At 54.9% G+C, this 21,887-nt stretch carries 18 protein-coding genes; 9 read left to right on the forward strand and 9 right to left on the reverse strand.

What is annotated here, in order from left to right; translation table 11 throughout:
• Positions 1-26 precede the first annotated feature (26 nt).
• Positions 27-545 (forward strand): bifunctional 3-hydroxydecanoyl-ACP dehydratase/trans-2-decenoyl-ACP isomerase, encoded by a 519-nt coding sequence (gene fabA, locus ACMYSK_RS10360; protein ID WP_095095783.1) that lies wholly within the window; start codon positions 27-29, stop codon positions 543-545.
• Positions 546-608: 63 nt separating this feature from the next.
• On the opposite strand, the gene rmf is transcribed toward fabA, so the two are convergent.
• The 6 genes from rmf to rlmKL all read right to left on the reverse strand — a co-directional run bounded on the left by rmf (position 609) and on the right by rlmKL (position 8,531).
• Complete coding sequence (rmf, locus tag ACMYSK_RS10365) at positions 609-776, reverse strand: ribosome modulation factor (protein WP_004871568.1); 168 nt, start codon at positions 774-776, stop codon at positions 609-611.
• A 256-nt stretch (positions 777-1,032) separates the two neighbouring features.
• Entirely contained in the window at positions 1,033-1,596 is a 564-nt protein-coding gene (pqiC, locus tag ACMYSK_RS10370; protein WP_434642675.1) for a membrane integrity-associated transporter subunit PqiC, read from the reverse strand.
• Positions 1,596-3,233 carry an intermembrane transport protein PqiB gene (gene pqiB, locus ACMYSK_RS10375; RefSeq protein ID WP_434642678.1) on the reverse strand — a complete coding sequence of 546 codons (1,638 nt, stop codon included), beginning with the start codon at positions 3,231-3,233 and terminating at the stop codon, positions 1,596-1,598. The genes pqiC and pqiB overlap by 1 nt, the downstream gene beginning before the upstream one ends.
• Entirely contained in the window at positions 3,223-4,491 is a 1,269-nt protein-coding gene (gene pqiA / locus ACMYSK_RS10380; protein WP_434642681.1) for a membrane integrity-associated transporter subunit PqiA, read from the reverse strand. The genes pqiB and pqiA overlap by 11 nt, the downstream gene beginning before the upstream one ends.
• 14 nt (positions 4,492-4,505) lie before the next feature.
• Positions 4,506-6,413, reverse strand: coding sequence for an ABC transporter ATP-binding protein (locus ACMYSK_RS10385; protein ID WP_434642684.1), 1,908 nt, complete (start codon positions 6,411-6,413; stop codon positions 4,506-4,508).
• A gap of 12 nt (positions 6,414-6,425) precedes the next feature.
• Positions 6,426-8,531 (reverse strand): bifunctional 23S rRNA (guanine(2069)-N(7))-methyltransferase RlmK/23S rRNA (guanine(2445)-N(2))-methyltransferase RlmL, encoded by a 2,106-nt coding sequence (rlmKL, locus tag ACMYSK_RS10390; protein ID WP_434642687.1) that lies wholly within the window; start codon positions 8,529-8,531, stop codon positions 6,426-6,428.
• Between the two features lie 98 nt (positions 8,532-8,629).
• Here rlmKL and ACMYSK_RS10395 point away from each other — a divergent pair, with 98 nt between their 5' ends.
• Entirely contained in the window at positions 8,630-9,739 is a 1,110-nt protein-coding gene (locus ACMYSK_RS10395; RefSeq protein WP_434642689.1) for a YcbX family protein, read from the forward strand.
• Positions 9,740-9,745: 6 nt separating this feature from the next.
• On the opposite strand, the gene zapC is transcribed toward ACMYSK_RS10395, so the two are convergent.
• Both zapC and pyrD read right to left on the reverse strand, forming a co-directional pair.
• Positions 9,746-10,288, reverse strand: coding sequence for a cell division protein ZapC (zapC, locus tag ACMYSK_RS10400; protein ID WP_434644024.1), 543 nt, complete (start codon positions 10,286-10,288; stop codon positions 9,746-9,748).
• A 167-nt stretch (positions 10,289-10,455) separates the two neighbouring features.
• Complete coding sequence (gene pyrD, locus ACMYSK_RS10405) at positions 10,456-11,466, reverse strand: quinone-dependent dihydroorotate dehydrogenase (RefSeq protein ID WP_434642692.1); 1,011 nt, start codon at positions 11,464-11,466, stop codon at positions 10,456-10,458.
• Positions 11,467-11,717: 251 nt separating this feature from the next.
• Between pyrD and ssuE the strand changes: the two genes are divergently transcribed.
• Genes ssuE through ssuB form a run of 5 tightly spaced genes read left to right on the forward strand, consistent with a single transcriptional unit; the run spans position 11,718 to position 15,962 of the window.
• Complete coding sequence (gene ssuE / locus ACMYSK_RS10410) at positions 11,718-12,293, forward strand: NADPH-dependent FMN reductase (RefSeq protein WP_434642695.1); 576 nt, start codon at positions 11,718-11,720, stop codon at positions 12,291-12,293.
• Positions 12,286-13,248 carry a sulfonate ABC transporter substrate-binding protein gene (locus ACMYSK_RS10415; protein ID WP_434642698.1) on the forward strand — a complete coding sequence of 321 codons (963 nt, stop codon included), beginning with the start codon at positions 12,286-12,288 and terminating at the stop codon, positions 13,246-13,248. The genes ssuE and ACMYSK_RS10415 overlap by 8 nt, the downstream gene beginning before the upstream one ends.
• Positions 13,245-14,390: an FMNH2-dependent alkanesulfonate monooxygenase gene (gene ssuD / locus ACMYSK_RS10420; RefSeq protein ID WP_434642701.1), complete on the forward strand. Its 1,146-nt coding sequence runs from the start codon at positions 13,245-13,247 to the stop codon at positions 14,388-14,390. The genes ACMYSK_RS10415 and ssuD overlap by 4 nt, the downstream gene beginning before the upstream one ends.
• Positions 14,391-14,400: 10 nt before the next feature.
• Entirely contained in the window at positions 14,401-15,192 is a 792-nt protein-coding gene (ssuC, locus tag ACMYSK_RS10425) for an aliphatic sulfonate ABC transporter permease SsuC (RefSeq protein WP_434642703.1), read from the forward strand.
• Entirely contained in the window at positions 15,189-15,962 is a 774-nt protein-coding gene (gene ssuB, locus ACMYSK_RS10430) for an aliphatic sulfonates ABC transporter ATP-binding protein (protein ID WP_434642706.1), read from the forward strand. Before ssuC ends, ssuB begins: the two co-directional genes overlap by 4 nt.
• A gap of 62 nt (positions 15,963-16,024) precedes the next feature.
• Here ssuB and pepN read toward each other — a convergent pair whose 3' ends face one another.
• Entirely contained in the window at positions 16,025-18,640 is a 2,616-nt protein-coding gene (gene pepN / locus ACMYSK_RS10435) for an aminopeptidase N (protein WP_434642709.1), read from the reverse strand.
• 329 nt (positions 18,641-18,969) lie between these two features.
• Here pepN and pncB point away from each other — a divergent pair, with 329 nt between their 5' ends.
• Entirely contained in the window at positions 18,970-20,172 is a 1,203-nt protein-coding gene (gene pncB / locus ACMYSK_RS10440; protein WP_434642712.1) for a nicotinate phosphoribosyltransferase, read from the forward strand.
• A gap of 178 nt (positions 20,173-20,350) precedes the next feature.
• Positions 20,351-21,751, forward strand: a complete 1,401-nt coding sequence (gene asnS, locus ACMYSK_RS10445; protein ID WP_434642715.1) for an asparagine--tRNA ligase — start codon at positions 20,351-20,353, stop codon at positions 21,749-21,751.
• Positions 21,752-21,887 lie beyond the last annotated feature (136 nt).

Genomic DNA, 21,887 nt, shown 5'->3' on the forward strand with positions numbered 1-21,887 from the left:
AACTCAAAATAAGGCTTACTGAAAACATGGTAGATAAACGCGAATCCTATACGAAAGAAGACCTTCTTGCCTCTGGCCGTGGTGAACTGTTTGGCGCAAAAGGCCCACAGCTGCCCGCACCAAGTATGCTGATGATGGACCGCGTCATCAAAATGACCGAAACCGGTGGTAACTACGACAAAGGTTACGTCGAGGCAGAACTCGATATTAACCCGGACCTGTGGTTCTTCGGTTGCCACTTTATCGGCGATCCGGTTATGCCGGGCTGTCTGGGTCTGGACGCAATGTGGCAGCTGGTTGGCTTCTATCTGGGCTGGCTCGGTGGCGAAGGCAAAGGCCGTGCGCTGGGCGTGGGTGAAGTTAAATTCACCGGCCAGGTACTGCCAACGGCGAAGAAAGTGACCTATCGTATTCACTTTAAACGCGTTGTTAACCGTCGTCTGATTATGGGCCTGGCGGATGGTGAAGTACTGGTTGACGATCGTCTGATCTACACCGCAGCCGATCTGAAAGTGGGCCTGTTCCAGGACACTTCCGCGTTCTGATTAGCAGCAACGCTTAAAAAGGCGAAGCCCCCGCTCGCGGAGGCTTCTTTTTTAAAGAGACAGTCAGGCAGTTTGTACCCTGTCCTCCATGGCTTCTCGCCAGCCTCCTAGCCAGTAGGACCTTTGATTCAGGGTCTGGTAGGGACACATTTCTTTCGATCTTCCGGTTATCCCGGCCTGATATCCACGTTGATGTGCCCGTTCCAGGCGATCTCGTTTTTGTCTCTTCATGCCTCGTTTCCCTCATTCTTTGATCTGGTGGAAAAGAAAACAGTGGTCACTAAACATGCAACCACGTTTAACGAATACCGCGAATCAGAGGGAACGTCAATGCGCAAAATTCACGCCATTGTCATAATTGTGAGCTACATGAAAGTTCATTTGTACAAAAAGTGTGAACCGGCACAAGTAACAACCTGACGAGACAAATAAAAAAACCGCGCTGGTTTTGCGGTCCAGCGCGGCGTTTTCACTTCATTCATTTTGCTTATGGCAGGCGATTCAGCTCGCTGGCAATAGCGGTCGCTTCCTGAGCCCAGGCCTGAGCCATGGTCTTCACCATCGCGTCATAACCATCCTGCTGCTGCTTAAGCTCAATATTGAATGGCCGCTTAATCAACTGCCCCTGATGCTTCAGCAACCACTCACCGCTGACGATAACCCGGCCATCGTAACGGCCATGGAAACCATTAACCGCCACATTGAGCGTATCCTGCTCGCTGCCCAGCGGCTGCGAAGCGACAACCCACCCCGGCAGTTGAGCACTCAAGTTCGCCACCAGCGTAGTACGCAGCTGTTGATCGAGCGGACTGGCCCACAGATTATTATTGGCAATCACATATTGCACGTCAGTTGTCTGATAGACCACCCCGTTGCCCGCCAGATAATCCGGAATACTCACCTGTTCAACCCACAGCAGCTTTTTACTTTGGTGGGCGGCGGTTTGTGCGCCGCTTTGTGCAACAGGAAGCTGATAGTAGGTTTTATTCTCCCCACTGCTGCTGCATGCCGCCAGCGCACATGCCGCAGCTACGACTAACCATTTTTTCATTATTTCGCTCCCTTCGGCTGAGGATCTTTTTTATCCTTGGCCTCAAACACCAGCGCATTGCTCTTATCATTGAGCGTTTTCAGTACCGGCTGCAGTTCGCGCAGAACCTGATCCAGTCGCTGCATATCTGCCACCATCTTATTGTATGCCGCCGAGCCTGGCTGGAAGCCTTGCATACTGCGGTTCAGTTCACGCAACGTATTCTGCATATCGTTCGGCAGCTGCTGCATTGACGGGCTTGCCGCAATCTTATTCAAGCTATCCAGCGTCGTCTGAACGTGCTGCATTGTTTTTTCACTTTGCGCCAGCGTGGTGGTCGCCTGTTCCAGCAGCGGGTTAATCGGCAGACTGTTAATCTTATCCAGCGCATCCATCAGGCGTTGCTGGATCTGCGCAAAGCCACCGCTGATTGTTGGTATGATTGGATAGGTACCAAACTCCTGGATCTTGCCGCGCGGAGGCGCTTTTGGATAGAAGTCGAGATCGATATACAGCGCGCCGGTCACCAGATTCCCCGTCTTCAGCGATCCTCGCAGACCGCGATTAATGAGATCATCGATGTGCGTGCGGATATTCGGATCGCCGCCGAGCTGATTGATCAAGCGCTCTGGTTCAATACGGACTTCCACCGGGATGCGGTAATCATCATTCAGGCGCTGATGCAGGCCTGGGATAAAGAACGGCACTTTCCCAACGGTACCCAAACGTATTCCGCGGAATTCAACCGGTGCCCCCGGCTGCAGACCACGAACGGAGTCTTTAAAGAACATCACGTAATCAATGTGCTGAGTAAAGACAGAATCCTGAATGCTCTTCTGATCATCGAAAAGATGGTAACCCGTTTTGTTGGCAACCGGTTCACCCAGATCCAGACCTTCCGGGATATCAAAGCTCACGCCGCCGCCGAACAGGGTGGCTAAAGACCCCATTTCAACACGCATCCCTGCCGAGGTCAGATCCACCGCAATTCCGCTGTCTTTCCAGAAGCGCACGTTGGTCGTCACCAGACGATCGTTGGGTGCATTGATAAACAACTGATAGGTAATACTGCGTTTTTGCGCGTCAAAGGTGCTGGTTTCTACCGAGCCAACGCGATAGCCGCGAAAGAGCACCGGATCGCCAGGCGACAGCTGTCCCGCTTTATTACTCTCCAGCAGAATACGAATACCTTTCGCATCCGGCGAAGCCAGCGGCGGTGAGTCCAGTAGTGAGAAACGAGCAGGCTCCCCGCCTTTTGTTCCCGGCTGAAGTTCAATATAAGCGCCGGACAGCAGCGTACCGAGCCCGCTGATACCTTCGCGTCCTACCTGGGGTTTGACGACCCAAAATACGGAATCTTCATGCAGCAGTTTCTTCATGCCGGAGTTAAGACGGGCTTTAATCTCAACGTGCGTCAGATCGTCGGTCAGCGTGGCGCTTTCCACCACCCCTACGTCGACGCTGCGGCTTTTAATCCGGGTTTTACCACCCTCAATACCTTCAGCGTTGGTGGTGATCAACGTCACCTCCGGTCCCTGATGGCTGTAATGATAAAAAAGAATCCACGCGCCGATTAGCACAGTGACGATGGGGAAGATCCACACGGGTGACCAGTTCTTCACCTTTTGCACTTTTGCTTCTCCGCTCTTATTTTCCATGCTGCTGCATTTCCTCATGGCTTGAATCTGGTTCACGGTCCCACAACAAACGAGGGTCAAACGTCATGGCTGAAAACATCGTCATGACAACAACGAGCGCAAACATCACCGCTCCTATCGCAGGATAGATACTCATCAACCCTCCCATGCGCACCAGCGCCGAGAGCACCGCGATAACAAAAACATCAATCATTGACCAGCGGCCAACGAACTCCACAACTTCATAAATCACATGCATACGCTCCGAGTCGCGCTTGCCGTTACCGTTGGCGTTCCAGCAAAGCCAGGCAATGGCGAGCATTTTCAGCGTCGGCACCATAATACTGGCAATAAAGATCACCAACGCGACCGGATAAGACCCTTCACTCCAGAGCAGAATGACCCCCGCCATGATCGTTGACGGCAGTTTATCGCCCAGCAGATCGGTAATCATGATCGGCATAATATTGGCAGGCAGATAAAGGATGCATGACGTCATGAGCAGGGCCAGCGTCCACTGCAGACTGTTCTTGCGCCGCGCCGACCCTTTCGTCTGACAGCGCGGACAAACAGTTTCATCAATGGGTAAAACGGCGGTACAGCACGAGCATGAACGCAGACCCTGGCGGATCCCCGTCACGCCAACTTTCGGTGGCTGCGTTAGCGCAGGCATGGGTGCAATATCGTCCCACAGCCAGCGCCGGTCCACGCATTGCAGCGCTCGCAACTGTAGCAGACAGAAAAAACACCAGGGCGCGAAGCTTAAGCCCACGCCGATATCACCGTATGCCATCAGCTTGACGAAGCTCACCAGCACGCCGGCGAGGAAAATTTCCGCCATTCCCCAGGTTTTAAGGTGAAACAGAATACGCGCCAGAAATGCCTTTAATGCTCGCGGCATACGAATGCGATTGACCAGCAGCAGAATAGTGACCAGACAAAAAGCCGGCACCAGCTGTACGAAGAGTAAAAAGAAGGTGCCAAGGCTGGCGTAATCTTCGCTAAACAGCACGCCGGGGATTTCCAGCAGGTTAATTTCGCTGCTGAGGCCACTCACCTTCATCTCCACAAAGGGAAACAGGTTAGCCAGCAGCAGCATAAATAACGCCACCAGAGCATAGGCTGTGGGACGCTGCCGAGGCGCGTCCCATGAAGTTGTCAGCGTCGTGCCGCAGCGCGGACACACGGCTTTTTGGCGATGCTCCAGCTGCGGCAAAGCCACCAGCAAATCACATTGGGGGCACAGGATAGACCGCGCAGCATGATGATGATCGCACATGAAAACTCCTCAGCTTATGCGCCGTTTTTCAATCCTTCAAGATATTCCCAGCGTTCAAAGGCGGTTTCCAGCGCCTGTTCCGCCTCGGCCAGCTGTGCCAGCACCTGCTGCGTATGGTCGTGGGTCTGGCCAAAGAATGAAGGATCGGCAACCTGCTCCTGCAAAGTCTGCAGTTGGGTTTCCAGTTCTTCGAGCCGTTGTGGCAACTGTTCCAGTTCGCGCTGCAGGTTATAGCTTAGTTTGTTAGGCGCACGTTTGACACTTTCTGCTTTCGGTTGAGCAACTTCTACCGTTTTTTTGGCAACCTGCTGCTTTTGCGCCAGATACTGCGCCTGCTGGCCGCGGGCATCGTGATAGCCACCGACATATTGACCAATGCGCCCTTCCCCTTCGAAGATCCAGCATTCGGTGACGGTATTATCGACGAATTGACGGTCGTGGCTGACCAGCATCACGCTGCCCTGATAACCGTCAACCAGCTCTTCCAGCAGTTCCAGAGTTTCGACATCCAGATCGTTTGTCGGTTCATCGAGGATCAGCAGGTTGCTAGGCTTCAGGAACAGACGCGCCAGCAGCAGGCGGTTACGCTCGCCCCCGGACAGCGCACGTACCGGCGTCATTGCGCGTTTCGGATGGAACATAAAGTCCTGCAGGTAGCCCAGCACATGGCGCGGCTTGCCGTTCACCATGACTTCCTGTTTGCCTTCCGCAAGGTTGTCCATCACCGTTTTGTCCGGATCAAGTTCCGCACGATGCTGGTCGAAGTAGGCCACTTCCAGCTTGGTGCCAACGTGAATGCGCCCGCTATCCGCTTTTAGCTGACCCAGCATCAGTTTCAATAGCGTGGTTTTCCCGCAGCCGTTCGGACCAATCAGGGCAATTTTGTCGCCGCGCTGGATCTGGGCGGTGAAATCATTAATCAGGACCTTGCCATCGATCTGGTAGTTGACGTTCTCCATTTCGAAAACAATCTTACCCGAGCGAGCAGCTTCTTCGACCTGCATCTTCGCGCTGCCCATCACTTCACGGCGTTCACCGCGCTCGCGACGCATCGCTTTCAGGGCGCGTACGCGGCCTTCGTTACGGGTACGGCGCGCTTTAATACCCTGCCGGATCCATACCTCTTCCTGCGCCAGCTTGCGGTCGAACTCTGCATTTTGCAGATCTTCCACACGCAGGGCTTCTTCTTTCTCCAGCAGATACTGATCGTAGTTGCCCGGATAGGTCACCAGCTTGCCGCGATCGAGATCGACGATTCGGGTGGCCATATTGCGAATAAAGGAACGGTCGTGCGAGATGAAAATAATGGTCCCTTTGAAGGTCTTGAGGAAACTTTCCAGCCAGTCAATGGTTTCAATATCCAGATGGTTGGTCGGTTCATCAAGCAGCAGTACGCGCGGCCCGCTGACCAACGCGCGCCCGAGAGCCGCTTTACGCAGCCAGCCGCCGGAGAGCGAGGAGAGCTCGGCGTTAGGATCCAGATTAAGCTGCTCCAGCACTTCATTAATACGGCTATCGAGCTGCCACAGCCCTAAATTATCCAGCTGCTCCTGCAGACGCGCCAGTTCATTCAGGTTCCTGGCGCTTGGGTCAGTCATTACCAGCTGTGAAACATCGTGATAGCCTTTGAGATAGGCCGCCTGCTCGGCAATGCCTTCCGCGACGAAATCATAGACGGTGCCGGTGACATCACGCGGCGGATCCTGTTGCAGTCGTGCGACCACCAGATCCAGCTCATAAATAATGCGCCCGTCATCCAGACCCTGTTCCCGGTTAAGGATTTTCATCAGGGTGGATTTGCCCGCACCGTTACGCCCGACCAGGCAGACGCGTTCGTTATCTTCGATATGCAACTCGGCATTGTCCAGTAGCGGAGAATCGCTAAAGGAGAGCCAGGCACCATGCATACTAATTAATGACATTCTTTATTCCTTTCAGGCTGCAGTAATCAGCCAGCAGTTGTGGATCTGACGGTTACGGGCGAAATCCTGGGACAGCGTTTTTTGCGTAATTTCTTGCGCCTTCAGCCCCAGCTGAGCCAGTCCGTCATGATCCATACGGAAACCGCGTTTGTTATTCGAGAACATAATGGTGCCGCCTTTGCGCAGCAGACGCTTAAGATCCGTCATCAGACGCAGGTGATCGCGCTGCACGTCAAAAGCATCATCCATGCGTTTTGAGTTAGAGAACGTTGGCGGATCGATAAAGATCAGATCGAACTGTTCATCACTCTCGCGCAGCCAGCCCAGCACATCAGCCTGCATCAGACGATGCGCGCGTCCGGTTAATCCGTTGAGGCGCAGGTTACGTTCGGCCCATTCGAGATAGGTGCGGGACATATCGACGGTGGTCGTCGAACGCGCCCCGCCAAGGCCAGCATGCACGCTGGCACTGCCGGTGTAGGCAAAGAGGTTGAGGAAATCCTTCCCTTTGCTCATCTCGCCCAGCATGCGACGCGCAATGCGGTGGTCAAGGAACAGACCGGTATCCAGATAATCGGTCAGGTTGACCCACAGACGTGCGTTATACTCCTGCACTTCCAGGAAATCGCCCTTCTCGGCCATTTTCTGATACTGGTTTTTCCCTTTCTGCCGCTCGCGGGTTTTCAACACCAGCTTGTTTGGCGCAATGCCGAGCACGGAGATGGTCGCCGCGATAATATCAAACAGGCGCTGACGTGCTTTATGCGCATCAACCGTTTTCGGCGGCGCATACTCCTGCACGACAACCCACTCGCCGTAGCGATCGATGGCGACGTTATATTCCGGCAGATCGGCATCATACAGGCGGTAACATTCGATACCTTCCTGACGCGCCCATTTCTCATATTTTTTCAGGTTTTTGCGCAGGCGGTTAGCGAAATCTTCCGCCAGGGATACCGCGCCGCTACCGTCGTTTTCTGCAAGGTGATAGTTTTTCTGCACGCAGTCCAGCGGCCCGTTTTTCGCTTTAAACTGCTTGTCAGCGCGTAACTGCAGGCAGCTGAGGAGCTCCGGCGAGGCGCTGAACAGCGAGAGGTTCCAGCCACCAAACTGGGTTTTCATCGTCCGGCCAAGCAGGCTATGCAGGGCAATCAGTGCCGGCTCGCTTTCAAGCCGTTCGCCGTACGGCGGATTGCTGATGACGGTCCCGTACGGGCCTTTCGGCAGCGGATTGCTCAGCTGGGCGACATCTTTTGCTTCAAACGTAATCAGTTCACCGACGCCAGCGCGGCGGGCGTTGCTACGCGCGCGTTCAATTACGCGGGCATCAACGTCAGAACCATAAAAACGCGATTCATAGGCCGCCAGCCCTTTGCGGGCACGGGTCTGAGCTTCGGCCTTGACCTCTTTCCAGACCGCATCATCGTGCTGTAACCAGCCGTTGAAGCCCCAGTGCCCACGATGCAGGCCCGGCGCACGATCGGTCGCCAGCATCGCGGCTTCAATCAGCAACGTACCGGAACCGCACATGGGATCGAGCAGCGGCGTTCCCGGAGCCCAGCCAGAGCGCATCACGATCGCCGAGGCGAGCGTTTCTTTGATCGGCGCCATACCGGTACCATCACGATAGCCGCGCAGATGCAGACCCTCGCCGCTGAGATCCAGCGAAATGTGCGCCGTCTCTTTATTCAGCCAGACATTGATTCGCAGGTCGGGATTTTCACGATCGACGTTTGGTCGCGGCAGATTTTTGCGCGTGAAGCTGTCGACTATCGCATCTTTGACCTTTAACGCCCCGTACTGGCTGTTACGAATCTCATCGTTCAGCCCGCTAAAATGCACGGCGAAAGTAGCGTCGGTGGTGAAAATCTCCGTCCATGGAATGGCCTGTACGCCGAGGTACAGGTCCAGGTCGCTGTACACGCTACACTGACCCAGCGGCAGCATGATGCGCGAAGCCAGTCGGCTCCACATCAGGCTTTGATACAGCAGACGCGTATCTCCCTGAAAATGGACCCCGCCCTGGACTACCTGGCAGTCCACTGCGCCAAGTGCTTCCAGTTCAGTTTTTAACAGCTCTTCAAGGCCACGAGCCGTACTGGCAAACAGAGAATTCATATCGTCACTTTTACTAAAAGAAAATTGTTGCGCATTATAGCCAATATGCGCCCCATGTCATAAAGTTAAAGGCTTATTTTTAAGCCCGGAGGCAGCGCATGATAACGCTCTCGCGACTTTTTATTCATCCCGTCAAATCCATGCGTGGAATTGGCCTGACGCACGCGTTTGCCGATATCAGCGGCCTGGCCTTCGATCGCGCGTTTATGGTGACGGAAACCGATGGCACTTTTATCACCGCCCGCCAGTTTCCCCAGATGGTGAAGTTTACACCCTCGCCACTGCACGACGGTCTTCATCTGACGGCAGTCGACGGCAGCAGTGCAATAGTGCGCTTCAGCGACTTTGCCCCTCAGGGTGAACCTACCGAGGTGTGGGGGAACCACTTCACCGCGCTGATTGCACCGCCATCGGTCAACCAGTGGCTCAGCGGTTTCTTTAACCGCGACGTTCAGCTCCGCTGGCTGGGCCCGCAGCTCACCCGGCGGGTTAAACGCCACGATGCCGTCCCGCTCACCTTTGCGGATGGTTTCCCCTATCTGCTGGCCAACGAAGCCTCGCTGCGCGATCTGCAAAGCCGCTGCCCGGCCAGCGTACAAATGGAACAGTTTCGCCCCAACCTGGTGGTGACCGGCGCCGCGGCCTGGGAAGAAAATACCTGGAAAGTCATTCGCATTGGTGACGTGGTTTTTGACGTGGCTAAGCCTTGCAGCCGCTGCGTGTTAACCACCGTCAGCCCGGAACGCGGGCAAAAGCATCCTTCCGGTGAACCGCTGGCCACGTTGCAGCGTTTCCGCACCGCGCTGGATAACGGGGATGTCGATTTTGGTCAAAACCTGATTGCCCGCAACAGCGGCGTGGTTCGCGTAGGCGACGAAGTGGAAGTGCTGACCCGTGGCCCGGCAAAAGCCTATGGCGCTGGCGAGAGCGATGATACGCCGACAGTTGCCGTCCAGCAGGACGCCGTCATTGAAATTGAATGGCAGGGGCAGCGTTTTAACGGCAATAATCAGCAGGTATTGCTGGAGCAGCTGGAGCAGAAAGGCATTCGAATCCCCTACTCCTGTCGGGCTGGGATTTGCGGCAGCTGCCGCATCAGACTTGAAGAAGGCGAAGTCAGCCCGCTGAAGAAAAACGCGGTGGCTGCGGATGGGACAATTCTGTGCTGCAGCTGCATACCGAAAACGGCTTTACGGCTGGCGCCTTAGCGTCTGTTAAACTGCCTGACCCAGGCTGTAGCTGGTCATCCCTTGTGCCGGCTGCAGTCTGTCATTCATAATCTTAATCACATCTCCCAGCTGCATTACGCGCCCGGCGACCGTCACCCCTGGCTGAGCCAGCAGACAAAGCGCAGCATTTTCACCCGATTCAACCACCAGCAAATTAACCTGCTGCCCGCTATCGCTTAGCCAGGCGCTCGCGGCGTCACCGCTGGCAGGCTGCCAACACTCTTCATGAGTCGTAAAGTGCCAGCTCTTGGGCATCTGTGGTTTCAGGAAGCGAATCGCGACCAGGGCGTTAAGCACTAACTCCGCGCGCTGCTCTTTAGATAATTCTATATCGCGACATTTTTCCTCGAAGGAAAAATATAACGCGGCGTCGTCAACACAGAATCCGGAAGGTGCAAAGGCATCGGGCGTTAACATCCGACGCGCAAAACGCGAACGGAACAACATACCATTGGCCAAATCGAGCATCATACGATCGTGCTCTTCATCGTAATACCAACGCCAGTTATCGTCAGGTTTAATTCGCATCGTTCCCCCGTCCTCTTTCCCGTCCATCGGTAATGCCATAGCATCCTGCAACAGAATAATGATCAAAATTAAGAAAAGACTAAAATGTCTAAATAAGCAACAATGAAGGAATATAAAACAACCAGGGCCGGAAATAAAGCCCTGGGGGAGATTAGAGGGGGAAAAGATTAGATATGGGTAACAATTTCTTTAATCAGCGGAGGTCCTTTAAAAATAAACCCGGAATAAATCTGAACGAGGCTGGCACCAGCGGCCATCTTTTCCCGTGCAGCGATCACCGAGTCAATCCCTCCGACTCCGATAATAGGCAAGCGACCATTTAATTCCGCCGCCAGCATACGGATAATTTCCGTGCTCTTTAATTGTAACGGACGGCCGCTAAGTCCACCGGTTTCATCACAGTATTTCATTCCCTGTACCAACGAACGATCGAGTGTCGTGTTGGTCGCAATGACGCCATCAATATTATGGCGAACTAAACTATCGGCAACCTGGATCAATTCTTCAAGAGAAAGATCCGGCGCGATCTTTACCGCCACAGGAACATATTTCTGATGTTTTTGCTGGAGCTCAAGCTGCTTATTTTTAATACCGGAGAGTAAATCGTCCAGGGCCTCGCCGTATTGCAGGGTACGCAATCCCGGGGTATTCGGCGAAGAGATATTAATGGCGATGTAACCCGCGTAAGGATAGATTTTTTCCATACAAATCAGGTAATCATCTTTACCCTGCTCGACCGGCGTATCCTTATTCTTACCGATATTAATACCGAGAATACCGTCAAAATGCGCCTTTTTTACGTTCTCCACCAGGTTATCAACACCGTGGTTATTAAAGCCCATACGGTTGATCAAACCTTCGGCATCTACCAGGCGGAAGATCCTCGGTTTATCGTTCCCCGGCTGCGGGCGCGGAGTCACGGTACCAATTTCAATAGAGCCAAAACCCATCGCGCCGAGCGCATCGATGCACTCGCCGTTCTTGTCCAGCCCCGCGGCCAGACCCAGCGGATTTTTAAACGTGAGTCCCATGCAGGTAACCGGCCTGGACGGCACCTTCTGGCGAACCAACATTTCCAGCGGCGTACCTGAAACACGGCGTAATTGTTGAAAAGTAACTTCATGAGCGCGCTCAGGATCGAGCTGAAAAAGGGCTTTACGAACGAAGGGGTAGTACATGAACTCTCCTGGATTCCCGGTGTGCAAACCGGGGGCGTATTATGTTCGATCGACGCCAGAAAGGGAATTGACCTACGACAAAAAATCTCGCATCCAACGCAAACGTTTACTTTTCTCTCCTCGCGTTATGCAATTTCTGACAAAACAAGGGTGGAAAAATCATTTAGGGAAATAAATCGGCTCTGTCACACTGACATCAAATGTTATCAATTATAGATAAATGCAAACATTTGGTTATAAGGAGAGAGAAGATGCGTGTTATTACACTTGCGGGCAGTCCGCGTTACCCTTCCCGTTCCAGCGCGCTTCTGGAATATGCCAGAGAGACGCTCTCCGCGGCAGATGTTGAAGTCTGCCACTGGCATCTGCAAAATTTTGCTCCGGAGGATCTCCTTTATGCGCGTTTCGATACCCCGGCGCTACGCACCCTGAACGAACAGCTGGCCGGTGCCGATGGGCTCATCATTGCCACTCCGGTCTATAAAGCTTCATTCTCCGGCGCGCTAAAGACGCTGCTCGACCTGCTCCCGGAGCGGGCTCTGGAGGGGAAAATCGTTCTACCGCTGGCCACAGGCGGCACGATCGCCCATATGCTGGCGGTGGATTATGCGCTGAAACCGGTGCTCAACGCCCTGAAAGCCCAGGAGATCCTGCATGGTGTTTTCGCCGATGATAGTCAGGTCACGGATTATCAGCACAAGCCACAGTTTACGCCCAACCTGCAGGGACGACTCGATCAGGCGCTGGAAACCTTCTGGCAGGCGCTGCACCGTCCGACCAGCCGCGCCCCGGCGCTGACGTCGATTCGCGGGGTGGAACATGTTTAATCCTCTGCGTATCCTCGCGCTAAGCGGGCTACTGACGCTGTCCGCCCTGGGTCATGCGGCAGAACCCGCGCCGGATGCTCTGCGCGTCGGCTACCAAAAAGGCAGCGTCAGTATGGTGCTGACCAAAAGCTATCAGATGCTGGAAAAACGCTACCCGAACACCAAAATCACCTGGGTAGAATTTCCCGCCGGCCCGCAGATGCTTGAAGCATTAAACGTAGGCAGCATCGATCTCGGTAGTACCGGCGATATTCCGCCGATTTTTGCCCAAGCCGCCGGGGCCGATCTGGTGTACGTCGGCGCGGAGCCGCCAAAACCGAAAGCGGAAGTTATTCTGGTCGCAGAAAACAGTCCAATCAAAAACGTTGCCGGGCTGAAGGGCCGTAAGGTAGCGTTCCAGAAAGGCTCCAGTTCCCATAACCTGCTGCTCCGGGCATTACAGCAGGCGGGGCTGAAGTTCAGCGATATTCAACCCGTCTATCTTGCGCCAGCCGACGCACGCGCCGCGTTTCAGCAGGGCAATGTTGATGCGTGGGCTATCTGGGATCCTTACTACTCAGCCGCTCTGCAACAAACGAGCGCCCGGGTGCTGAAAGATGGCACCGACCTCAAGCAAACCGGCTCGTTCTATCTGGCATCGCGCCCTTATGCAGAAAAAAACGGTTCCTTTATTACCGGAGTACTGGAGACATTCAGCCAGGCAGATGCCCTGACGCTGAGCCAACGTCCGCAAAGCATCACCCTACTGGCAAAAACGATGGGGCTCCCCGAAGCGGTTATCGCCAGCTATCTGGATCATCGGCCGCCGACCACCATTACGCCAGTGAGCGCCGAAACGGCCGCCCGACAGCAGCAAACCGCCGATCTGTTCTATGAGAACAAGCTGGTACCGAAAAAAGTCGATATCCGTGCCCGCATCTGGCAGCCCGCGACCGCACAAGGAGCGAAATCATGAGTCTGAATATGTTCTGGTTTTTACCAACCCACGGCGATGGCCGCTACCTGGGGACTGAAGAAGGCGCCCGACCTGTTGATTACGGCTATCTACAGCAAATTGCGCAAACCGCGGATCGCCTCGGATTTACCGGCGTACTGATTCCAACAGGACGCTCCTGTGAAGATGCGTGGCTGGTTGCCGCCTCGATGATTCCCGTCACTCAGCGTCTGAAATTTCTCGTCGCCCTGCGCCCGAGCGTAACTTCTCCAACCGTCGCCGCCCGCCAGGCCGCCACGCTCGACCGCCTGTCCAATGGTCGGGCATTGTTCAACCTTGTCACCGGCAGCGATCCGCAGGAACTCGCCGGTGACGGCGTATTCCTCGACCATAGTGAACGTTACGAAGCCTCTGCCGAGTTTACTCATATCTGGCGCCGCCTGATGGAGGGCGAAACGGTAACCTTCAATGGTAAACACCAGCGGGTACGTGGCGCGAAACTCCTGTTCCCACCGCTTCAGCAGCCGCGCCCACCGCTCTATTTCGGCGGTTCTTCTGATGTCGCGCAGGATCTTGCCGCTGAACAGGTCGATCTGTACCTTACCTGGGGAGAGCCCCCGGCACAGGTCGCAGAAAAAATCGCTCAGGTGCGTGCAAAGGCCGCGCTTCACGGTCGTCAGGTTCGCTTCGGTATTCGTCTGCATGTAATTGTCCGGGAAACCAATGAACAGGCGTGGGAAGCGGCCGAAAGCCTGATCTCGCATCTTGATGATGCCACGATTGCCCGGGCGCAGGCCGCTTTTGCCAACACTGATTCCGTCGGGCAGCAGCGGATGGCCGCCCTGCACAACGGTCGTCGCGACAAGCTCGAAATTAGCCCTAACCTATGGGCCGGCGTTGGACTGGCTCGCGGAGGAGCGGGCACTGCCCTGGTCGGCGATGCGGCCACCGTAGCCGAGCGCATCAATGAATACGCCGCGCTGGGTATCGATAGCTTTATCTTTTCCGGCTATCCCCACCTTGAGGAAGCGTATCGCGTCGGGGAACTGCTGTTCCCGCTGCTGGATGTCACTATCCCGCAGATCCCTCAGCCGCAGAGTCTGCGCCTGCAGGGTGAGGCGGTGGCGAATGAGTTTATCCCGCGCAAAGCCGCACAGAGCTGAGGAGGACATCATGGCCACGTCTGCGCAAAAACTGCTGCTGCGGGTTGCCCCCTGGCTGCTGCCGGTGGGGACCGTCATCATCTGGCAACTCGCCTCTTCCGTGGGCTGGTTATCCACCCGAATCCTCCCCTCTCCTGAAGGCGTGCTCAAGGCTTTCTGGACGCTTTCTGCCAGTGGAGAATTGTGGCATCACCTGGCCATTAGCTCATGGCGCGCGCTGCTGGGCTTCGCCATCGGCGGATCGATTGGCCTGGTTCTGGGGATGATTAGCGGCCTGTCTCGCTGGGGGGAACGTCTGCTGGATACGTCGATTCAGATGCTGCGCAACGTGCCACATCTGGCGTTGATTCCGCTGGTCATTTTATGGTTCGGGATTGATGAAAGCGCCAAAATATTCCTCGTCGCACTGGGGACCATGTTCCCTGTGTATATCAACACCTGGCACGGCATTCGCAATATCGACCGTGGACTGGTGGAAATGGCGCGCAGCTATGGTCTGTCTGGCTTCGCTCTGTTCCGCCATGTCATTCTACCTGGCGCCCTGCCCTCAATTATGGTCGGCATCCGCTTCGCCCTCGGGCTGATGTGGTTAACGCTAATTGTGGCCGAGACTATCTCGGCTAACGCCGGCATCGGCTATCTGGCGATGAATGCGCGGGAGTTCTTACAAACGGATGTGGTGGTCGTCGCCATTATTCTCTACGCCATTCTTGGCAAACTGGCTGACTTCAGCGCCCAGCAGCTGGAACGCGTCTGGCTGCGCTGGAATCCGGCTTATCATCTTCAGGAGGCCAACGCATGACCACAGCCCGTCTGAACCCTGGGATCCCGCTGTTGCTTAACGGCGTGACCAAACGCTACGGCGAAAATACCATTCTTAACGCACTGGATTTACATATTCCGACCGGGCAGTTTGTTGCAGTCGTCGGGCGCAGCGGCGGTGGGAAAAGCACCTTGCTGCGCCTGCTTGCCGGGCTCGAAAAACCCAACGGCGGTGAGCTGCTGGCAGGTTCAACGCCGCTGGCGCAGGTCCAGGACGACAGTCGTATGATGTTTCAGGATTCGCGACTGCTGCCGTGGAAATCGGTCATCGACAACGTCGGCCTTGGACTGAAGGGCCAGTGGCGTGATGCCGCCCTGCAGGCGCTGGCCAGCGTTGGTCTGGAAAACCGCGCCGGCGACTGGCCTGCGGCACTCTCCGGCGGGCAAAAACAGCGGGTTGCGCTGGCCCGCGCGCTGATTCATCGCCCTGGCCTGCTGCTGCTTGATGAACCGCTGGGCGCGCTGGACGCATTAACCCGGCTGGAAATGCAGGATTTGATCGTCTCGCTGTGGGAGGAACACGGTTTTACCGTGCTGCTGGTGACGCATGATGTGAGTGAAGCGGTAGCCATGGCTGACCGGGTGCTGCTGATAGAAGAGGGAAAAATTGGCCTGGATGTCGCCGTCGATATTCCGCGGCCGCGACGAACCGGTTCGGCCAGACTGGCGGAACTGGAAGCAGAAGTGCTGAACAGAGTGATGAAACGCGGCAAGAACGAATCCACGCCGCGCTTATTGAGTCGCGGTTAACGCCGGTTGTTGAAAGCCCGGATAAGGCGCATCCGCGCCGTTATCCGGGAACCGTATCGCCGTTACGCCAGCGCCTTGCTGATTTTCTCGAACAGATCGCCGGAGAGATTCTCCAGACCTTTAAGCTGCTCCAGCGCCGCACGCATCAGCGCCTGACGTTTGGCATCATAGCGTTTCAGGCGAATCAACGGCTCAATCAGGCGAGATGCCACCTGCGGGTTGCGGCTGTTAAGTTCGGTCAGCATCTCCACCATGAACTGATAGCCGCTGCCATCTTCGGCGTGGAATGCCGCCGGGTTACTGCCGGCAAACGCGCCAATCAGAGAGCGAACGCGGTTCGGGTTGCTCATACTAAACGAACGGTGTTTCAGCAGGCTGCGCACCTGATCCACAACATTATCCGCCGGGCTGGTGGACTGCAGGATAAACCATTTATCCATGACCAGGCCGTCCTGATGCCATTTGTCGTCGTACTCCTGCATCAGAGCATCGCGGCACGGCAGCTGCGCCGCCACCGCAGCCGACAGCGCGGCCAGCGCATCGGTCATGTTGTCCGCCTGATGATACTGCGCGACGACCAGCTTATCCGCCAGTTCAACCTCACCAAACGCCAGGTAACGCAGGCAGGTATTGCGCAGAGAACGCTTACCGATATCGGCATGTTCCACGCGATAGCTGGCCAGCTTGTTGGCGTTGTAAACTGCCAGGAACTCGTCCGCCAGCTCTTTCGCCAGCGTGCGGGTCAGGGCTTCGCGGACCGCAGCAATGGCGATCGGGTCGATTGTTGCAAACAGTTCAGCGATTTCATTAGCGGAAGGCAGCGTCAGAATTTCTGCCGCCAGCGCCGGATCAATCTTCTCATCCAGCAGGATCGCGCGGAACGCGTCGGCCACATGAATCGGCAGTGACAGCGGCTGTCCCTGCTGATGGCGATTGACGTTGAGCTTGATGTAGGTTGCCAGCAGGCTCTGCGCAGCATCCCAGCGGGAGAAATCGTTACGCGCATGGCGCATCAGGAAGGTGAGCTGCTGGTCGCTCCATTTATATTCCAGCTTCACCGGTGCGGAAAACTCGCACAGCAGCGCCGGTACCGGCTGGAAATAGACGTTGTCGAATACAAAGGTCTGCTCAGCCTGGGTCACATTCAGCACGTGATGTACCGGATGCCCCCCCTTCTGCAGCGGGATCACCTTTCCTTCGTTATCATACAGTTCGATATCGAACGGGATATGCAGCGGCTGTTTCTCCGGCTGTTCCGCCGTCGGCGGCGTACGCTGGCTGATGGTCAACGTGTATTGTTCGGTTTCCGGGTTGTAGTCATCGTGAACACTCACCACCGGCGTACCGGACTGGCTGTACCAGCGGCGGAAATGAGACAGGTCGACGTTAGAAGCATCCTCCATCGCCTGGAAAAAATCGTCGCAGGTGGCGGCGCTGCCGTCATGACGTTCGAAGTACAGCTGCATCCCTTTCTGGAAATTAGCTTCCCCTAACAGGGTATGCAGCATGCGGATAACCTCTGCCCCTTTTTCATACACCGTCAGGGTATAGAAGTTATTCATCTCAATGACGCTATCCGGGCGAATCGGATGGGCCATCGGGCTGGCGTCTTCGGCGAACTGCAGGCCGCGCATGGTGCGCACGTTGTTAATCCGGTTTACCGCACGTGAACCGAGATCGGAGCTGAACTCCTGATCGCGGAACACGGTCAGCCCTTCTTTGAGGCTCAGCTGGAACCAGTCGCGGCAGGTGACACGGTTACCGGTCCAGTTGTGGAAATATTCGTGGCCAATCACGCGTTCGATATCGAGATAGTCTTTATCGGTAGCGGTATCGGTCCGGGCCAGCACGTATTTGGAGTTAAAGACGTTCAGTCCTTTGTTCTCCATGGCGCCCATATTAAAGAAGTCGACGGCGACAATCATATAGATGTCGAGATCGTACTCGAGACCAAAACGGGTTTCGTCCCATTTCATCGAGTTCTTCAGCGAGGTCATTGCCCACGGCGCGCGGTCGAGGTTACCGCGGTCGACGAACAGTTCCAGCGCCACTTCTCGCCCGGAACGGGTTTTGAAGGTATCGCGCAGAACGTCAAAGTCGCCGGCCACCAGCGCAAAGAGATAACAAGGTTTTGGGAACGGATCCTGCCACTGGATCCAGTGACGACCGTTGTCCAAATCGCCCTGCGCCACGCGGTTGCCGTTGGAGAGCAGGAACGGATATTTTGTTTTATCCGCGATAATTTTAGTTGTGAACCGGGCCAGCACATCCGGACGGTCGAGATACCAGGTGATATGACGGAAACCTTCCGCTTCACACTGGGTACACAGCGCTTCGCCAGACTGATACAGACCTTCCAGCGCCGTATTCGCCGCCGGGCTGATTTCATTGACGATAGTTAGGGTGAAATGTTCCGGCAATCCCCCGATCGCCAGCTGGTTATTTTCTTCTTTATAGTTGCTCCACGGCTGGCCATCAACGTGAATGGAGACCAACGTCAGGTCTTCGCCATCCAGACGCAACGGCACATCAGACGCAGCCGCGTGACGGGAGACTTTGCTCTCAGCCGTAACCACGGTTTTCTCGGCATCCAGGTCAAAGGTCAAATCGATATCGCTAATCAGATAATCCGGCGCACGGTAATCGTGGCGGTATTTGGCTTGGGGCTGTTGTGTCATAAAAAACCTTTAGCATGTTCCATAAAGTGTCGAACCCAGTCTATTCCTGTTGCGTAGATCGCGCTATGCAGAATCTTCATCTTTTCAACGCCAAACACGAAAATTGCTACATATTGATAACATTAGAGGCACGAAATGCGCTCGACCAGGCACAAAGCTTGTGGTGTGATCCCTGTTCAATATATTAAACTAGGCCTCGCAAATGACCGTCAGCGTCGCCATCGACCGTCACTGCGGGACAGAGTCGGGTAATAAAGGTATACTCCGCCTCCTTTTTTCTGCTTCGGTTTTGATGAAAACGCTCCAGTGAGAGGACGCTACTGCGCACCATGACACAATTCACTTCTCCTGTACTGCACTCGCTGCTTGATACGGACGCCTACAAGCTGCACATGCAGCAGGCCGTCTTCCACCGCTACGGCGATGTACATGTTGCGGCGGAGTTCCGTTGCCGCGGGGACGATCTGCTCGGTATCTACGCCGATGCAATTCGCGAGCAGGTTGAGACCATGCGCGACCTGAAGCTGCAGGACGATGAATATCACTGGTTGTCCACCCTGCCGTTCTTTTCTCAGGACTATCTCGACTGGCTACGCGATTTCCGTTACGACCCACGTCAGGTCACCGTCAACAATGACAACGGCAAGCTGAATATTCGGCTGTCTGGACCCTGGCGTGAAGTCATCATGTGGGAAGTTCCACTACTGGCGGTGATCAGTGAGCTGGTCCATCATTACCGCTCACCGGAAATCAGCGTCGATTTGGCGCTGGAAACGCTCGAGCACAAACTGGCCGATTTCGCGGACCTCACCGCCGATCTCGATCTCAGCCACTTCCGCCTGATGGACTTCGGCACCCGCCGTCGCTTCTCGCGTGAAGTGCAGCAGGCCATCGTTGAACGCCTGCGACACGAACCGTGGTTTATCGGCACCAGCAATTACGATCTGGCTCGCCGACTGAATTTGACGCCAATGGGTACCCAGGCACATGAGTGGTTTCAGGCACATCAGCAAATCAGCCCGGTTTTAGCCAACAGCCAGCGTGCGGCTCTGGCAGTATGGCTGGAAGAGTATCCCGACAGGCTTGGTATTGCTCTCACCGACTGCATTACCATGGACGCATTTCTGCGTGATTTCGGCCCGGAATTTGCCACTCGCTACCAGGGACTGCGCCACGATTCAGGCGATCCTGTTGAATGGGGTGAGAAAGCCATTGCGCATTATCAGAAGCTGGGAATTGACCCCATGAGCAAAGTGCTGGTCTTTTCTGATAACCTCGATCTGGCGAAAGCCGTTGACCTGTATCGTCACTTCTCTTCGCGAGTCAATCTGAGTTTCGGTATTGGTACCCGCTTAACCTGCGATATTCCACAGGTTAAACCGTTAAATATCGTGATCAAGCTGGTGGAGTGTAACGGTAAGCCGGTCGCAAAACTCTCCGACAGCCCGGGGAAAACGATCTGCCATGATAAAGCCTTTGTCCGCGCTCTGCGTAAAGCCTTCGATCTTCCGCCGGTGAAAAAGGCCAGTTAATCATCACAAGGAGCCGTTCTGGCTCCTTGTTCTTTATTTATTTGCGAATTTATTTCCGAAAACTCCCCTTCATGGTGCGAAATCTGCTTGTCTGACGGAAGATGACAGGTAACATAGATATCCCCCCGTTATTGGGGGAAACAGAATTTTTTATTGGACTACGAATAGAGAGACTATTATGAGCGTTGTGCCTGTAGCCGACGTACTCCAGGGCCGTGTTGCCGTTGACTGCGAAGTCACCGTGCGCGGATGGGTACGTACCCGCCGAGATTCAAAAGCTGGCTTTTCCTTCCTGGCCGTCTATGACGGTTCCTGCTTTGATCCTGTACAGGCCGTTATTAATAATTCTCTGCCCAATTACAATCAGGAAGTGCTGCGCCTGACCACCGGCTGCTCAGTCGTCGTTACGGGTAAAATCGTGGCGTCTCAGGGCCAGGGTCAAAGTTTTGAGATCCAGGCCAGCCATGTTGAAGTGACCGGTTGGGTAGAAGATCCGGATACCTATCCGATGGCCGCTAAACGTCACAGCATCGAGTATCTGCGTGAAGTGGCTCACCTGCGCCCGCGCACCAACCTCATTGGCGCCGTTGCTCGCGTGCGTCATACCCTGGCGCAAGCGCTGCATCGCTTCTTTGATGAGCAGGGCTTCTTCTGGGTTTCTACGCCGCTGATTACCGCATCCGATACCGAAGGCGCTGGCGAAATGTTCCGTGTCTCGACGCTGGATCTGGAAAACCTGCCGCGTAACGATCAGGGCAAAGTCGATTTCGATAAAGACTTCTTCGGTAAAGAGTCGTTCCTGACCGTATCCGGTCAGCTGAACGGTGAAACCTATGCCTGCGCGCTGTCTAAAATCTATACCTTCGGTCCGACCTTCCGTGCTGAAAACTCCAACACCAGCCGCCATCTTGCGGAATTCTGGATGCTGGAACCGGAAGTCGCTTTTGCGAACCTGAACGACGTCGCCGGCCTGGCAGAAGCCATGCTGAAGTACGTCTTTAAGGCGGTACTGGAAGAACGTGCGGACGATATGAAATTCTTCGCCGAGCGCGTAGATAAAGAAGCCGTATCCCGTCTGGAACGTTTTATTGATGCCGACTTCGCTCAGGTTGATTACACCGATGCCGTAGCCATTCTGGAAAAATGCGGCCGACAGTTTGAAAACCCGGTCTACTGGGGTGTCGATCTCTCATCCGAACATGAGCGCTATCTTGCAGAAGAACACTTCAAAGCGCCGGTGGTGGTGAAAAACTACCCGAAAGATATTAAGGCGTTTTATATGCGCCTTAACGAAGACGGTAAAACCGTCGCGGCAATGGATGTTCTGGCACCGGGTATTGGTGAAATCATCGGCGGTTCTCAACGTGAAGAGCGCCTGGACGTGCTTGATGCTCGTATGGCGGAAATGGGTCTTAATAAAGAAGACTACTGGTGGTACCGCGACCTGCGTCGTTACGGTACCGTGCCGCACTCCGGCTTCGGTCTAGGCTTCGAGCGTCTGATAGCCTATGTTACCGGCGTACAGAACGTGCGTGATGTGATTGCGTTCCCGCGAACCCCGCGTAACGCCACCTTCTGATTATTTTTTCTTATTATCGCCACAGGCCAGCGTAAGCTGGCCTTTTTTTATGTCAAGTTTTGTTAATGAATATTAAAAAACTCAAACATCAACCCTTCAAATTCACATTTATGTTACTCACTATTACGCCTCTTTC

Origin of the sequence: Klebsiella sp. I138, assembly GCF_051131765.1 — a bacterium.
In the GTDB taxonomy this organism is placed as follows: domain Bacteria; phylum Pseudomonadota; class Gammaproteobacteria; order Enterobacterales; family Enterobacteriaceae; genus Klebsiella.